The following is a 15,730-nucleotide window of genomic DNA, read 5'->3' on the forward strand; positions in this document are numbered from 1 at the left end:
GATATGAACGTATAATAAAATATATCTTGCTTAATGGGGAAATATTGCAGAAAACTATAGAAATAGACTTCCCGTCCGGGGATGTTTATGTTGAAGAATATTACTTCCCACTCATGCGGTTTGACAATCCAGCGGTCGGAGCAGGAAAACTCCAGCTGAATGAAGCTTCGATTTAGTAATGGAAATAAGCAATAATAGGGGGAACAATTGTGAGTTTACGTTTGATAAATATTGGATTTGGTAATGTAGTTTCCGCAAATAGGGTGATCTCAATCGTATCACCTGAGTCAGCTCCTATAAAACGGATTATTACGGTTGCAAGAGATAAAAATAAACTAGTGGATGCTACATATGGCAGACGTACCAGGGCCGTAATTGTTACAGATAGTGATCATGTGATCCTCTCGGCTGTTCAGCCGGAAACAGTGGGGCAGCGTGTGATCAGCCACGAAGATGTAACAGATGAACAATAAAGCGGAAACTTTATACGGCTGTCTGTGTGCCGGATAAATAAAAGAATTCTTTTTAAAAAAATCAATTTACGTGTATTGCCTTTTGAAAAAGGTTAAGATAAAATTATTGCTCATTTTGCTCATTTATGATACGGAGGTTGGTCATTATGCTGGAACCATCAATTGATTCATTGCAGGAAAGAATTAATTCAAAATATACGCTTGTCACGCTTTCTGCCAGACGTGCAAGAGAAATAAGCGAAACGAAAAAGGTATTGGTTGAGAACCCGAAATCCAAAAAATATGTAGGCATGGCACTTGAAGAAGTTCAGGAAGGAAAGTTATTTTTGGCAGAATAATACTTTTCTGTCTTGTATGGCAAAGCCGGAAAAAATAGTCCGGCATTTTTCAAGCGGTTTACCACAGACGGGCCTATACTTTAGTATATATGTCAAATAATCAAAGCTCCTTTACAAAGTAAGTGTAAAGGAGCTTTATTCTTTTTCATTGCTGAATAAAAGTTGTATGATGAAAATATGGACAACCGAATTGATGTAAATTATCTGAGAGGGGCTTAACCATGGTTCAAAATAAGAATGTCATATTAGGCGTTTCAGGAGGGATTGCCGCCTATAAAGCATGTGCGCTTGCCAGCAAACTGACACAGGCAGGTGCCAATGTAAAAGTAATTATGACTGAAAGTGCCAGGGAGTTTGTTTCTCCATTAACCTTCCAGGCTTTGTCAAGAAACCCTGTTTATACAGATACATTTGATGAAAAAGATCCTGAAAAAATTGCCCATATTGATGTTGCCGACTGGGCGGATATAGCTGTCATTGCCCCGGCGACTGCGAATATAATCGGCAAACTGGCCGGCGGTATTGCTGATGATATGCTGTCAACGGTGTTACTAGCTACCCGGGCAAGTGTATATATCGCTCCGGCTATGAATGTTCATATGTACGCCCACCCTGCCGTAATAAGAAATATGGGGCAGCTGGAAGAATGGGGCTATCATTTTATTGAGCCTGGAGCGGGATATCTGGCTTGCGGTTATGTTGGAAAAGGCCGTCTGGAAGAACCGGAAGAGATTATTAAGGTAATTGAGGAACACCAACATAAAAGCGGCAGGCAGCCGTTAAAGGGGAAAAAGGTACTCGTTTCAGCAGGGCCGACCAGAGAGGTGATAGATCCTGTCCGGTTCTTTTCCAACAGATCAACGGGAAAAATGGGTTTTGCGATCGCAGAAGCAGCAGCTGAAGCCGGTGCGGAAGTTACGGTAGTGGCCGGACCTTCAAATGTAACAACAGAAAACGGATTGATCAGGCGGGTAGATGTAATTTCCGCGGAAGAAATGTATGAACAGATGCATCACTATTTTCCGGCCAGCGATATTGTAATTAAAGCAGCTGCTGTTGCAGACTACCGGCCAAAGCAGCAGCATGAAGAGAAGATGAAGAAAAAGGAAGGAGACCTGCAGATAGAATTGGAAAGGACAAAGGATATATTACAGTCGCTTGGACAAATAAAGGACAAGCAATTCTTGGTAGGTTTTGCAGCTGAAACAACTAATCCCATCGAATATGGGATGCAAAAATTAAAGAAAAAAAATCTTGATGCCATTGTGATTAATATGGTCTCCGCGGCTTTTGAAGGAGATACAAATATAGCGACCTATATAAATAAACATTCGCAGAAAGAAGAAATAGAATTGGCATCTAAAGCAGAAGTAGCCAAAGAAATAATTGCATTGATCGAACGGGATATGAAGGGTGACCGCCGGTGAAAATAGCAAAAATCATTGTTGATGTGCCTGCAAGCTCTATTAATCAGACATTTGATTATTTAGTTCCTGAGAAGTTCCAGGATATTTTGCAGGAAGGCATGCGGGTCATTGTTCCTTTTGGTCCCAGAAAGGTCATGGGGTTTATTACCGGTTTTACAGATGAATCAAGCCATGGAAATTTAAAGGAAATAATTGATGTGCTTGATATCACACCGGTATTAACAGATGAATTGCTGGAATTGGGGAAATGGATTGCCGATAAAACGATCAGCTTTTATATTACTGTTCTTCAGGCTATGCTGCCTCAGGTTTTAAAGGCGCATTATAAAAAAGAAATTGTGCGTTTGAGCGAAATGGAGCTAAACCCCGAACTGGAATATCTTTTTGCAGGACGTGACCGCATCCAATATGAAGAATTTGAAGGGGCATCCATGAGTTATTATCATTTGCAAAAAGCGGTTCAGGATGGTGATATAGCGATTGAACACCTCGTAAAATCGAAAATCACAAAAAAATATACAACCATGCTAAAGCCTGCAAAACCTGTCCATTTATTGGAAGAAGCCTTGCTTGATTTATCGAAGCAGGCCAAAAAACAGCGCAAAATACTTTCCTATTTTATTGAACACCCGGATCCAGTAGAAAAGCAAAAATTTAAAAGTGAGCTCAATGTCACGGAAAGCACCGTAAAAACATTAGTGGATAAGCAGCTTTTGGAGTCAGATAAGGTGGAGGTATACAGGAATCCATATAATGATAAAATGATAAAAAGAACAGAAGCCCTTCCACTGACAGAAGAACAAAAAGCAGCAATCAAACCGGTAAATGAGCATATTGCAAATCAGGAACATGAAGTTTTTTTGCTGCATGGGGTGACAGGGAGCGGCAAGACGGAAATTTACCTGCAATCCATACAGACGGTTCTGGAAAAAGGGGAAGAAGCGATTGTATTAGTGCCGGAAATTTCGCTCACTCCCCAAATGGTTAACAGGTTCAAGGCCCGGTTCGGCTCGAAAGTAGCTGTTATGCACAGCGGCTTATCAACAGGTGAAAAATATGATGAATGGCGCCGCATGCATAACAAGGAAGTAAAAGTAGTAGTTGGGGCGCGGTCTGCCGTATTTGCTCCGTTTGAAAATATTGGCATTATCATTATTGACGAAGAGCATGAAACTACTTATAAGCAGGAGGACCAGCCGCGCTATCATGCCAGGGATATAGCAATAAAAAGAGGGGAATATCATCAATGCCCGGTTATTTTAGGAAGTGCAACACCGACACTCGAATCATACGCAAGAGCAAAAAAAGGTGTTTATCAATTGATTTCCCTGACAAAGCGGACAAACGAAAAGGAAATGCCTTCCGTAGAGATAGTGGATATGAGAAAAGAACTTCATGCAGGCAACCGCTCCATGTTTTCTCACCTGCTGACGGAAAAAATGAGAGACTGTATTGATAAGGGAGAACAAATTGTTTTATTGCTTAACAGAAGGGGGTATTCCACATTTGTCATGTGCCGAGAATGCGGCTTTGTCAATGAATGCCCGCATTGCGACATTGCTTTAACCTTTCATAAGAATTCCAGCAGGCTGAAATGTCATTATTGCTCCTATGAAGAAAGTCTGCCTGCACTATGCCCGGAATGTGACAGTGATTTAATTCGTTATTTCGGTACAGGAACACAGCGGGTGGAAGAAGCACTGACCCAATTAATACCAGAAGCACGGGTGCTTCGGATGGATGTGGATACAACGAGAAGAAAAGGCTCTCATGAAAAGATATTAAATCAATTTTCAAATAGGGAAGCAGATATTTTGCTTGGAACGCAAATGATTGCCAAAGGACTGGACTTTAACAATGTTACACTTGCCGGCGTGCTTACAGCGGATTCCATGCTGAATTTACCTGACTTCCGGGCATCGGAAAAAACATTTCAATTATTGACACAGGTAAGCGGAAGGGCAGGAAGGCATGATCTTACGGGTGAAGTTATTGTCCAGACATATACACCGGATCATTACAGTGTGGAACTGGCCAGCCAATATAATTTCCAGGCATTTTATAATCAGGAGATGGCTGTGAGGAAAACATTCCAGTATCCTCCATATGTCTTTTTGGCATTAATCACCGTTTCCCATGAAAACCGGATTAAAGCAGAACAGGCAACACGAAAAATTGTACAGACGCTGTTAAACCATGTGAATGAAAATACGGTTGTATTAGGTCCCAGCCCTTCGCCAATTCCGCGCATGAAAGATAGATATCGTTTCCAATGCATGGTAAAATACAAAAATGAACCTTCATTAAATAAATATATGAACAGTATTCTTGCCCATTTTCATGATGAAATACGAAAAAATGAACTGATGATAGCAGTTGATATGCAGCCGTATCATCTAATGTGAATGAACGCTTATTATTACGGGAGGTTTAAGGATGAAGAGAATTGTTTTTATGGGAACGCCGGATTTTTCCGTACCAATTTTACAAGCCCTGACGGAAACGGACAATGAGGTAGTTCTCGTTGTTTCCCAGCCGGACAGGCCAAAAGGAAGAAAACGTGTCATTACACCGCCTCCGGTTAAAGCCGAAGCTGAAAAACACGGTATTCCTGTTTTTCAGCCGGAGAGACTGAAAAATCAATATGAAGAAATACTTGTCCTCAAGCCTGATATTATTATTACAGCAGCATACGGGCAAATATTGCCCAAAGCGTTATTGGAAGCACCGGAATACGGGTGTATTAATGTACATGCATCTTTACTCCCCGAATTAAGAGGGGGAGCGCCGATTCACTATGCAATATTGCAGGGAAAAAAGGAAACAGGGATCACCATCATGTATATGGCGGAAAAACTGGATGCCGGCGATATTCTAACCCAGCGGAAAGTCCCTATTGAAAAGGATGATCACGTGGGCAGCCTGCATGACAAACTGTCAGCTGCCGGAGCAGCATTGCTTACAGATACACTTCCTGATTTATTTGCAAATAAGCTGGATCCGATCAAGCAGGATGATGCCAAAGCCACATTTGCAGCAAATATAAAAAGGGATGAGGAGAAGATTGATTGGACCAAAAGCAATCAGGAAATATACAACCATATTCGTGGCATGCATCCATGGCCGGTAGCTTTTACAACCTATGAAAATAAAAATATGAAAATATGGTGGGCGGAGATGGACGATGCGTCCTACGAAGGGATCCCTGGTGAAATTGTAAAAATTGACGATAATGAAGCTATTATTGTTATTTGTGGAAATCAAAAGGGGCTGCGTTTAACTGAAATACAGCCTGCAGGCAAAAAAAGAATGGCTGTGAAGGATTACTTGCTCGGTTCAACGGACAGAATCAAAACAGGTACAATAATGGGTGGTTAGATGAGTAAACATAATTTAAGAGACAGCATGCTTGAAATACTAATCCGGATTGAAAAGGATACAGGCTACAGCAATCTCCTTATTGATCAGGAAATAAAATCCCGGGATATCTCCCCAAAAGATCAAGGATTACTGACCGAAATTGTTTATGGTACACTGCAGCATAAAATAAGGCTGGATTATTACTTGAAGCATTTTATCAATAAGGGAAAGAAGCTGGATCAATGGGTGGGCATTTTGTTGAGAATGTCACTTTATCAAATGATTTTTTTGGATAGAATACCTGACCATGCCATTATACATGAGGCTGTGGAAATAGCTAAATCACGGGGACATAAAGGAATTGCTTCACTTGTGAATGGCGTACTGAGAAGTGTGCAGCGAAAAGGGGTTCCTTCATTGGATCTCATAGAAAGTGATACAGAGCGGCTGGCGATAGAGACGAGCCATCCGGAATGGCTTGTAAGACGCTGGATCAGGGCCTATGGATATGAAACAACAAAGGATATGTGCTTTGCAAACACGACTTATAAACCTTTGTCTGTTCGCGTGCAGCCGTTAAGAATAAACCGGGAAGAAGCCATTCAATTATTAACGGAGGAAGGTTATCAAGTCAGACCTTCTTTCTTTTCCGGCCAAGGGCTTATTATTGATAAAGGCAATATATTAAATAGCAAACTGTTTAAGCAGGGATTATTGACAATACAGGATCAAAGCTCCATGCTCCCGGCGGAGATGCTGAAATTGTCTTCTGAAATGCGTGTACTTGATGCGTGCAGTGCACCTGGAGGGAAAGTAACGCATATCGCGGAAAAAATGGGGAATAGAGGGGAAATCCATGCCTATGACCTCCATAAAAAGAAAATAAAACTAATTAAACAGAAGGCCAATCAACTTGGACTAAATATTATTCATACTGGGGCGAAGGATGCAAGGAAGCTGCAAGCAGTGCATCAGCAGAAGAGTTTTGACCGTATTTTGGTCGATGCACCATGTTCGGGACTTGGCGTCATTCGCGGAAAACCGGAAATAAAATACCATAAGGAAGAAAAAGACATACACCGTCTTGCGGAAATTCAATTGGATATACTGGGAGAAGTGGCCCCATTGCTTAAGCAAAATGGATTATTGGTTTACAGTACATGTACCGTGGACAAAGAAGAAAATGAAGAAGTAGTAAGGCAATTCCTGAATAATCATAACGACTATATAATTGATGTGAACTTTTTTGAAGAACTGCCTTCCATGTTAAAAACATCTGTTGGGATATCAGATTATGGCCTGCAGTTATTTCCGCAGTTTTTTGAAACAGATGGTTTCTTTTTGACAAGATTGAAAAGAAAATCATAAGTATTTCCCGTATAGGCATACGGATTGTGTACGGCATAAATGCTCACCCCGCCATAAAACACTGGTGTTCCCGTGTCCAATGTAAGCCTCGCTGGCTGCCGGATGCCGGAGCGGGACGAGGGTTAAAACTTTGGCAATGGATTAACGGTGTTCATGAAAAAAATTAAATATAAATTGTTCTTTTTGAGGCAATCTTATGTCATACTTTATAGCAAGTGTATCTGTTGTGAAAAAGGGGTGAAAGGATGAAAGCTCGATTTTTAACTGATCAGGGAAAAGTGAGAAGTCATAATGAGGATGCAGGCGGAATTTTTTATAATCTGTCCGATCAGTTCTTAGCGATTATAGCTGACGGTATGGGAGGACATCAGGCAGGGGACGTCGCCAGCCAAATGGCCATATCTTTAATGGAAGAAAAATGGAAGCAGCAAAGTGAACTGAGTTCACCGGAAGAAACGGAACAATGGCTGTCATCTGTAATATCTGAAATAAACCATTCCATTTATTCTTACGGTTTTCAAAAACCTGAATGTGAGGGTATGGGCACCACCATTGTCATTGCCATTTGTACTGAGGAGTTTGTAACCATAGCGCATATTGGAGACAGCCGCTGCTATATGCTGAGCGGATCACGGTTTAATCAGGTAACCGAGGATCATTCATTGGTCAATGAACTTGTCCGGTCCGGACAGATTTCTAAAGATGCAGCCGAGCAGCATCCGAGGAAAAACGTCCTTTTAAGAGCACTTGGAACAGAGGAACATATCACTTCCGACTTGGAATCGATGAGTTGGGAGCAAGGGGATAAACTATTATTATGTTCTGATGGCTTGACCAATAAAGTATCTGATGAAGAACTGGAAGCACTTATTTCCTCTGATAAGGATTTGCAGGAAATTGGGGAAAATATGGTTCAATTGGCTAATGACAGAGGGGGAGAGGATAACATCTCACTCATTCTCATCCATTATGATCCTTCATCAAAGGGTGGTGAAGATTCATGCTGAATGGCCGCCTTTTGAATGAACGTTATCAAATCAAGGAGACCATCGGTGGAGGGGGCATGGCAAACGTATATTTGGCCAGAGATATGATACTGGAACGGGAAGTTGCCATAAAAGTACTCCGCCTGGAATACGCCAACGATGAGGAGTTTATCGCACGCTTTGACAGAGAGGCACAGTCAGCAACAAGTTTATCCCATCCGAATATCGTAAATATTTATGACGTTGGTGAAGAAGATCATATTTTATATATGGTGATGGAATACGTCGATGGTATGACACTGAAGGAATACATATTACAGCGGGGGCCGCTTGAAGTCAATGAAGCACTTGATATTATGAAGCAGATTACCTCTGCCATCACCCATGCCCATGCAAATGGGATTGTTCATCGGGATATAAAGCCGCAGAATATTTTAATGGATTCCCATGGCAAGGTAAAGGTGACAGACTTTGGAATTGCAATGGCACTGAGTGCGACGTCTTTAACACAGACAAACTCCATTTTGGGTTCTGTGCATTATCTATCGCCGGAGCAAGCCAGGGGAGGTATGGCTACAAAGAAATCGGATATTTATTCGATCGGGGTCGTATTATATGAACTTTTAACAGGCAGGCTTCCTTTTTCAGGAGAATCTCCAGTCTCCATTGCATTAAAGCATCTACAAAATGATACACCATCTGTAAGACGGTTTAACGAAAATATTCCACAGAGTGTAGAAAATATTGTATTAAAAGCCATGGCGAAGGACCCTTTTCACAGATATGAGAACGTAGCCGGACTTGAGCAGGCACTTGAATCGGCGATGGACCCGGATAAAATAAATGAAGCAGTCTATACACCACCTGTAGAAGTCGGGGAGGAAACAAAAGCAATACCGATTATTACAGATAATCATATTCAGGATACCGATCAGGACACCATCGTTCATCATGCCGATGGCACAACGAAAAATTTCAGCGAGGATATGGCAGATGAGGAAGAAAAAGCGGCAGCTGGAACAGCGAATGGAAAGAAGAAAAAGAAAAAAGGGAAAAAAAATAAAAATAAAAAGAAAAAAAAGAAGAAGTGGATCATTCTGTTGATCCTGTTTATTTTGCTGGCATCAGGAATTGCGGCTTTATTTATTATTCCCGGCATACTGCAGCCTGAGGATGTAACTGTTCCTGATGTTTCGGAAATGGAATATGATGAAGCGGTGGAAGAACTGGAAATGCACAATCTGTCAGCAGAAGAAGAGCTGATTTTCTCTGAGGAAATAGAGGAAGGGTTAGTAGTAAGGTCCGATCCCAGAGCAGGAAGGACAGTAAAGGAAGAATCGACCATAACCCTGTTTGTCAGTCAGGGCAAAGAAAAAGTAAATTTTTCGGATTACGTCGGAAGGGATTATTCCCAGGTGAGAAGAATTCTGGAAGAGGAAGGTTTTGAGGTCATAGCCTATGAGAAGTTTTCAGACAGGCCAGTTGGGGAAATTATTACACAAATTCAGCCAACTCCAAACGGTGATGTTGTTCCAAGTGAAACAAGGGTTATTTTTGAGGTCAGTCAGGGACCGGAATTAGTAAGTCTGAATAACCTAAGGGGAATGACTGAACAGGAGGCAAGGGACTATCTGGAAGGGAATAATTTGATCATGAATATGCATCAGGAAAATTCGGATTCCGTACCGGAAGGGGAAGTAATCAGACAGGATCCTGAAGCAAATACGGAAATGGAGGAAGGGTCCACAGTCAATGTTTATATTTCGACCGGACCGGAAGAACTGCCGCCGGTATCCCATACCGTTAATTATACCGTTTCATTTGAGCCTGAAGAAGATAATGAAGAAGAAACGGTGCGCGTGTATATCCATGATGTCAATAATGATATATCGGAAGTATATATAGAAGAGACAATTACGGAAGATACGCCATTTGAGTTTACATTAACCATTGCACCTGAGACACAGGGGGAATATTTGATCATGCTTGGGGAAGATATTGTCAGCAATGAAACGATTTCCTATGAGGATGGTGGATAAATGGCAGAAGGAAGAATCGTAAAAGCCCTAAGCGGTTTTTATTATGTGAAATCCGGAGACAAGCTCTATCAATGCAGAGGAAGGGGAGTTTTCCGCAAAAACAAAACCACTCCCCTTGTCGGTGATTTTGTGCAATTTGATATAAGCGATGAATATGAAGGATACGTAATGAAAATTGAAAAAAGAAAAAATGAATTGGTCCGTCCGCCAATTGCAAATATTGATCAGGCGATCATTGTCAGTTCTGCAGCAAAGCCTGATTTCAGCACCAAATTGCTGGACCGCTTTTTGGTTTTAATTGAGGCTAAGGATATTAAACCGATTATTATCATCAATAAATTGGACTTGGCCACTGCTTCACTCAAGGAGGAATTGGAAAACTACCGGGAAGAATATAAAAGGATAGGCTATGACGTGGAGTTGTTATCCGCGGATGAGTTAACCGAAACCTCGGATTTAAAAACGTATTTTCCCGGCAAAGTAAGTGTCATTGCAGGCCAGTCCGGTGTAGGGAAATCTTCACTGCTAAATGGGCTGATGCCATCTTTATTTTTACCGACCGGGGAAATTTCTGAAAGTCTAGGACGCGGAAGACATACGACAAGGCATGTGGAACTGGTTGAAGTAAATAAAGGATTGGTAGCAGATACACCAGGTTTTAGTTCCCTGGAATTTGATGAAATTGCATTGGAAGAACTGGGAGATTGTTTTCCCGAAATAAGTTATAGAAGTGCTGATTGCAAATTCCGGGGCTGTTCCCATAACAAGGAACCTAAATGTGCCGTTAAGCAAGCTGTCTCAGATGGAGAGATTGCCTTATATCGCTATGAGCACTATTTACAATTCTACGAAGAAATTAAATTGCGAAAACCGCGGTATTGATGTCAGTAACCCAAGTCTGCCCGGTGGCTGTAAATAGCATTGATTAATCCGCTGGCGGCCTGCCGCCCTGTTTTCCGGAATAGAGTTACTGGAGCCCGTCAGCTGTTTTTTGGAAGCCATCATACACCGGCATGATCCGCCGTCAGGTTTGTTGAACAAATATGGCTATATGCTGCGGATGAGTAAAGATTAGCAGAATCAAAACAAATAAGTAATAAGTTAAAGGAGGGAAGGTCGCTTTCCTCTCCATGCTTAAAAGCAGGGGGGTTCCAGCGGCCGTTTTTATGACTAAAATAGCACCATCAATTTTGTCAGCAGATTTTTCTAAACTGGGAGAGGAAATCAGCGAGGTGGAAAATGGCGGAGCAGACTATATTCATGTGGATGTGATGGACGGGCATTTTGTCCCGAATATTACGATCGGCCCATTAATTGTAAATGCAATTAAACCTAAAACAAAACTGCCTTTGGATGTTCATTTAATGATAGAAAATCCGGACGATTATATTCCTGCTTTTGCTTCTGCCGGTGCAGATATAATTACCGTTCATCAGGAAGCCAGTGTTCATCTTCACCGGACTGTTCAGCTGATAAAAAATCAAGGGAAAAAAGCCGGGGTTGTCATTAACCCTGCAACCCCGGCAGAAACTCTTCGCCCTGTTTTGCCAGACATAGATCTTGTCCTGATTATGACGGTTAATCCAGGTTTTGGCGGTCAGGCATTTATCAAAAATTGTGTTAAAAAAGTAGAACAGGTGGCAGCATGGAGAAAAGAAATGGGCTTGCGGTTTGAAATAGAAGTAGACGGCGGGGTAAATAAAGACACGGCAAGACATTGTACTTTGGCAGGGGCCGATGTTTTAGTAGCAGGAAGTGCAGTTTTCGGCCAAGACGACAGGCGGGCTGCAATGGAAATTATCCGGCAGGCGGCAGAAGGGAAATAGAATGGTATGTTATCTGTTGGTATAATGGGGAGCTCTCCTGATTCCCCAGGGGATCTTTCCGAATATGATAAAAAAATCAATATATGGATTGGTGCAGACCGGGGCGCAATAACATTAATTGAACGGCAAATCCGGGTCGATTATGCGGTGGGAGATTTTGACTCCATCACTGATATAGAGAAAAGAATGTTAATGGATTACGCTGTCTCTATGGAAGAATATCCCTCCGAGAAAGCTGAAACCGACTTGGAAATTGCATTGTTAAAAGCAATGGAACTAAATGCAGATCAAGTATATTTATTCGGAGTAACCGGCGGCAGACTTGATCATGAGTTGTCAAATATCCAATTATTGTATTCTTTCGTTACAAAAGGAATACGGGGGATGATCGTCAATGAAAATAATTATTTGGAATTGACATTGCCGGGGGAGCATCAAATCAATCAGGATAGCCGGTACCCGTACATCTCTTTTATCCCATTCAGCCCTGAAGTAGAAGGGCTTACATTAAAAGGGTTTTATTACCCTTTGGCAAATCAGGATATATATTGGGGTTCTACACTTTGTATATCAAACGAGCTTATTAAAAAAAGTGGTACTTTTTCCTTTAATGAAGGCATATTATTATTAATAAAGAGTCGAGATGCAATTGAAGGATAAGCTTTGTTTGTAAAAGAGGAGGAAGAACTCATGAAATTTTATACGATTAAGCTTCCAAGGGTGGTCGGTGGATTTGTCAGGGTGATTATCGGGGTTTTTAAAAAAGAAAAATAATATTTTTAGGCTTTTGTCAATTTATTTGGCGGAAGCTTTTTTACACGTAAAGCACGTTAAGAAAGTATCCTGTAATAAAGCAAGACAAGGATTGAACAACAAATCCTCTTGGCACGATACAGTTTGTTCACAGCTGATCAGCAAAAATGGACACTTATAGAACCATGATGGATTGTAAATAAAAAAGTCACCTGCAGCTATTCAGGTGACTTTCCCTTTTTCATTGAATATGATTGCCCGTATAAAGAGCTGTTTGCTTTCATGATAATCCATTATAATGATCTGTATTTGTATGGATTTCAAACCGAAAATAAATATCGGATTATACGCGCTCCACTTTACCAGATTTTAGCGCACGGGCTGATACGTATACTCTTTTTGGCTTTCCATCTACCATAATACGCACTTTTTGCACATTTGCCTTCCAATTGCGTTTATTAGCATTCATAGCGTGTGAGCGCTTGTTTCCACTGCGCGTTTGCCGTCCGGTAATAACACATTTTCTAGCCATGTTATCCCTCCTAATCACCATGTGTCAATTCATACTTATACAATTTACCACAAGTGAATGGATAATGCAATCGATTTTTGTTTTGGCATATAAAGAATAATTACTTGACAGATTATAAAAAATCGTCCATTGTAATAAGGGAATTTTAACTAAAAGGAGAAGTCTGCTTTTATTCATTATCAATATGTAGTAAAATATGCTTATATAATGAGAAACGTTTATAAGGGGGATCATTATGTCCATAGAACTTAATACAAATGATGGCCATGTTACGATAACAAATGAAGTTATTGCAACAATAGCCGGCGGTGCGGCCGTGGAATGCTACGGTATTGTGGGAATGGCTTCCAAGAGCCAAATCAGGGATGGAATTGCGGAAATGCTAAAGAAAGAAAACTTTTCCAGAGGCATCGTTGTTCGCCAGGAAGATGATAAACTTCATATAGATATGTACATAATCGTAAGTTATGGCACAAAAATCTCGGAAGTTGCCCATAATGTACAATCCCAGGTTAAATATACGCTCAGTCAATCACTCGGCTTGTCTATTGATTCTGTAAATATATATATTCAAGGGGTGCGAGTAGCAAAAGACTAATTTTGCTATTTCTTTTTAGTGTAGAGGAGGAAGAATTGTGACAGTACATGAATTAGATGGTGTAAGGTTTGCACAAATGGTTCAGCTGGGAGCACACCATTTATCAAACAACGCCAAGAAAATAGACGCACTTAATGTTTTTCCAGTACCCGATGGTGATACAGGTACAAACATGAATTTATCGATCACTTCCGGTGTAAATGAAGTAAAGAAGCGGGAAAATGATGATATATCCCAAGTAGCTGATGCCTTTGCTAAAGGGTTATTAATGGGTGCCAGAGGGAACTCGGGAGTTATCCTTTCACAAATTTTCAGAGGGTTTTCAAAAGGACTGGCAAATAAGTCTCTTGCAAATGCAAAAGATATAGCAGCGGCCTTGGATAACGGCGTAGCGACGGCGTATAAAGCTGTAATGAAACCGGTTGAAGGCACCATTTTGACTGTTGCAAAAGATGCTGCGAAAGAAGCGGCTAAAATATCGGAAAGCGAAAAAGATGTCATCGTATTAATGGACAAGGTTGTAAAAGAAGCGAAGGCTTCCTTAAAAAGAACGCCTGACCTTTTACCCGTATTAAAAGAGGTAGGGGTAGTTGATTCAGGAGGACAAGGTTTAGTTACGATTTACGAAGGTTTCCTGGCAGCGCTGAAGGGGAAAGCGCTTCCGGAAAAGGCGAATGGAATTGCCATGGGGGAAATGATTAATGCCGAGCATCATAAAGTAACACAGGATTTTATGGATACCTCGGAAATTGAATTTGGGTATTGTACGGAATTCATGGTGAAATTTGAAGATGATAAAATAAAGGAAAATCCATTTGATGAAGATGCTTTTCGCAGGGAATTAAGCGAGCATGGGGATTCTTTACTGGTAGTTTCCGATGATGAACTGGTAAAAGTCCATATTCACGCAGAGTATCCGGGAACCTGCATGACACTTGGGCAGCGCTATGGCAGCTTGATTAATATGAAGATAGAAAATATGCGGGAGCAGCATACAGCGCTTGTTGGCGATAATAAGTCTGAAGAAAAACCGAAAGAGAAAACGGAATATGGTATTGTTACCGTAGCCATGGGAAGCGGTATAAAAGAATTATTTGAAAGTATAGGTGTCTCTAAAGTAATTGAAGGCGGACAAACGATGAATCCGAGTACGCAGGATATTACGGAAGCAATTAAGGAAGCCAATGCAAAAAACGTGATTATTCTCCCCAATAACAAAAATATTGTAATGGCAGCAGAACAGGCAGCAGAATTAGCCGAAGATAATGTGAAAGTTGTGCCGACTACAACGATTCCCCAGGGGATCAGTGCTATGTTTGCTTTTCACCCTGAAGCAGATTTAAAAACAAACCAGGAAGCAATGGAGGATGCAAGAAAACAGGTTAAAACAGGTCAAGTAACATACGCAGTGCGGGATACAAAGATTAATGGCATGTTAATTGAAGAAGGAAACTTTATGGGGATTTTGGATGGAGCCATTAAGGCGACACATCAAGATCAACAAGAAGCAGTTAAATTGCTGTTAGGTGAAATGATCACGGAAGAGGATGAAATCCTCACGATTTTATACGGAGAAGATGCAGGAGAAACAGAAGTGGATGAGCTTGTTTCTTATATAGAAGAGAACTACGAAGATATAGAAGTGGAAGTGCACAATGGTGCCCAGCCAATTTACTCATTTATTTTTTCAGTTGAATAAAAGTAAAAAAGACCGCCGGAATATCGGCGGTTTTTTTACTTAAGCAGCAACCTTAATGCCCTATAGTATGCCCCGCTCTTTCAGGAACAGCCATTTCATTCGAAAGAGCATAGACTTTATTTACACAGGTTTTACTGATTAATGTATTCCGCCCCTTTAAGTTAGGGGGGAATGACTGCATGACACCCCCAAATGTTTATGGAGGGACGGACAAAAGCAAAAAATCTATAACTCTTAAGTAAGATAACAAACGCATTCACTAAAAGACGGGAAAAAGCAAATTTTCCAAGTGTCGCCACTTCTCGTTATCCCATGATGAATGTCTGAGGGA

Annotated in this window: 16 protein-coding genes; 15 read left to right on the forward strand and 1 reads right to left on the reverse strand. The window is 41.0% G+C overall.

Annotated features, from left to right (window positions below; genetic code table 11):
* Positions 1–44 precede the first annotated feature (44 nt).
* The 13 genes from GHD25_RS20150 (at position 45) to spoVM (ending at position 12,591) form a co-directional block, all read left to right on the forward strand.
* Complete coding sequence (locus GHD25_RS20150) at positions 45–176, forward strand: hypothetical protein (RefSeq protein ID WP_276207799.1); 132 nt, start codon at positions 45–47, stop codon at positions 174–176.
* Between the two features lie 33 nt (positions 177–209).
* A complete protein-coding gene (gene remA / locus GHD25_RS05670; protein ID WP_164215410.1) occupies positions 210–473 on the forward strand; it encodes an extracellular matrix/biofilm regulator RemA in 264 nt (87 codons plus the stop codon).
* A gap of 143 nt (positions 474–616) precedes the next feature.
* A complete protein-coding gene (rpoZ, locus tag GHD25_RS05675; protein WP_164215548.1) occupies positions 617–811 on the forward strand; it encodes a DNA-directed RNA polymerase subunit omega in 195 nt (64 codons plus the stop codon).
* A 221-nt stretch (positions 812–1,032) separates the two neighbouring features.
* On the forward strand, positions 1,033–2,238 hold the full coding sequence (coaBC, locus tag GHD25_RS05680; protein ID WP_164215411.1) for a bifunctional phosphopantothenoylcysteine decarboxylase/phosphopantothenate--cysteine ligase CoaBC: 1,206 nt from the start codon (positions 1,033–1,035) through the stop codon (positions 2,236–2,238).
* Positions 2,235–4,643, forward strand: a complete 2,409-nt coding sequence (gene priA, locus GHD25_RS05685; RefSeq protein ID WP_164215412.1) for a primosomal protein N' — start codon at positions 2,235–2,237, stop codon at positions 4,641–4,643. The genes coaBC and priA overlap by 4 nt, the downstream gene beginning before the upstream one ends.
* 31 nt (positions 4,644–4,674) lie before the next feature.
* Positions 4,675–5,616 (forward strand): methionyl-tRNA formyltransferase, encoded by a 942-nt coding sequence (gene fmt / locus GHD25_RS05690; protein ID WP_164215413.1) that lies wholly within the window; start codon positions 4,675–4,677, stop codon positions 5,614–5,616.
* Positions 5,617–6,966: a 16S rRNA (cytosine(967)-C(5))-methyltransferase RsmB gene (rsmB, locus tag GHD25_RS05695; protein WP_164215414.1), complete on the forward strand. Its 1,350-nt coding sequence runs from the start codon at positions 5,617–5,619 to the stop codon at positions 6,964–6,966. It abuts the gene before it with no gap.
* A 245-nt stretch (positions 6,967–7,211) separates the two neighbouring features.
* Complete coding sequence (locus GHD25_RS05700) at positions 7,212–7,973, forward strand: Stp1/IreP family PP2C-type Ser/Thr phosphatase (protein WP_164215415.1); 762 nt, start codon at positions 7,212–7,214, stop codon at positions 7,971–7,973.
* Positions 7,967–9,991: a Stk1 family PASTA domain-containing Ser/Thr kinase gene (gene pknB, locus GHD25_RS05705; protein WP_164215416.1), complete on the forward strand. Its 2,025-nt coding sequence runs from the start codon at positions 7,967–7,969 to the stop codon at positions 9,989–9,991. The genes GHD25_RS05700 and pknB overlap by 7 nt, the downstream gene beginning before the upstream one ends.
* Positions 9,992–10,873: a ribosome small subunit-dependent GTPase A gene (rsgA, locus tag GHD25_RS05710; protein ID WP_164215417.1), complete on the forward strand. Its 882-nt coding sequence runs from the start codon at positions 9,992–9,994 to the stop codon at positions 10,871–10,873. It begins immediately after the preceding gene.
* Between the two features lie 284 nt (positions 10,874–11,157).
* On the forward strand, positions 11,158–11,817 hold the full coding sequence (gene rpe, locus GHD25_RS05715; protein ID WP_164215418.1) for a ribulose-phosphate 3-epimerase: 660 nt from the start codon (positions 11,158–11,160) through the stop codon (positions 11,815–11,817).
* Between the two features lie 24 nt (positions 11,818–11,841).
* A complete protein-coding gene (locus tag GHD25_RS05720; protein ID WP_240452229.1) occupies positions 11,842–12,477 on the forward strand; it encodes a thiamine diphosphokinase in 636 nt (211 codons plus the stop codon).
* A 30-nt stretch (positions 12,478–12,507) separates the two neighbouring features.
* The gene (spoVM, locus tag GHD25_RS05725; RefSeq protein WP_164215549.1) at positions 12,508–12,591 is read left to right on the forward strand and encodes a stage V sporulation protein SpoVM; all 84 of its coding nucleotides are present in this window, start codon (positions 12,508–12,510) and stop codon (positions 12,589–12,591) included.
* A gap of 322 nt (positions 12,592–12,913) precedes the next feature.
* On the opposite strand, the gene rpmB is transcribed toward spoVM, so the two are convergent.
* Entirely contained in the window at positions 12,914–13,102 is a 189-nt protein-coding gene (rpmB, locus tag GHD25_RS05730; RefSeq protein ID WP_164215420.1) for a 50S ribosomal protein L28, read from the reverse strand.
* Positions 13,103–13,337: 235 nt separating this feature from the next.
* Between rpmB and GHD25_RS05735 the strand changes: the two genes are divergently transcribed.
* Positions 13,338–13,700 carry an Asp23/Gls24 family envelope stress response protein gene (locus GHD25_RS05735; RefSeq protein ID WP_164215421.1) on the forward strand — a complete coding sequence of 121 codons (363 nt, stop codon included), beginning with the start codon at positions 13,338–13,340 and terminating at the stop codon, positions 13,698–13,700.
* A 37-nt stretch (positions 13,701–13,737) separates the two neighbouring features.
* Positions 13,738–15,399: a DAK2 domain-containing protein gene (locus GHD25_RS05740; protein ID WP_164215422.1), complete on the forward strand. Its 1,662-nt coding sequence runs from the start codon at positions 13,738–13,740 to the stop codon at positions 15,397–15,399.
* The last annotated feature ends 331 nt before the right edge of the window (positions 15,400–15,730 follow it).

The sequence above is a fragment of the Virgibacillus aidingensis genome (genome assembly GCF_010994035.1).
In the GTDB taxonomy this organism is placed as follows: Bacteria; Bacillota; Bacilli; order Bacillales; family Amphibacillaceae; genus Virgibacillus_N.

Excerpts from the sequence above, each read along its gene's own strand:
- rpmB (WP_164215420.1), bottom strand. The coding sequence starts at position 13,102 with ATGGCTAGAAAATGTGTTATTACCGGACGGCAAACGCGCAGTGGAAAC.
- spoVM (WP_164215549.1), top strand. The coding sequence starts at position 12,508 with ATGAAATTTTATACGATTAAGCTTCCAAGGGTGGTCGGTGGATTTGTC.
- pknB (WP_164215416.1), top strand. The coding sequence starts at position 7,967 with ATGCTGAATGGCCGCCTTTTGAATGAACGTTATCAAATCAAGGAGACC.
- rsmB (WP_164215414.1), top strand. The coding sequence starts at position 5,617 with ATGAGTAAACATAATTTAAGAGACAGCATGCTTGAAATACTAATCCGG.
- fmt (WP_164215413.1), top strand. The coding sequence starts at position 4,675 with ATGAAGAGAATTGTTTTTATGGGAACGCCGGATTTTTCCGTACCAATT.
- rsgA (WP_164215417.1), top strand. The coding sequence starts at position 9,992 with ATGGCAGAAGGAAGAATCGTAAAAGCCCTAAGCGGTTTTTATTATGTG.
- GHD25_RS05720 (WP_240452229.1), top strand. The coding sequence starts at position 11,842 with ATGGGGAGCTCTCCTGATTCCCCAGGGGATCTTTCCGAATATGATAAA.
- GHD25_RS05735 (WP_164215421.1), top strand. The coding sequence starts at position 13,338 with ATGTCCATAGAACTTAATACAAATGATGGCCATGTTACGATAACAAAT.
- rpe (WP_164215418.1), top strand. The coding sequence starts at position 11,158 with ATGACTAAAATAGCACCATCAATTTTGTCAGCAGATTTTTCTAAACTG.
- GHD25_RS05700 (WP_164215415.1), top strand. The coding sequence starts at position 7,212 with ATGAAAGCTCGATTTTTAACTGATCAGGGAAAAGTGAGAAGTCATAAT.
- coaBC (WP_164215411.1), top strand. The coding sequence starts at position 1,033 with ATGGTTCAAAATAAGAATGTCATATTAGGCGTTTCAGGAGGGATTGCC.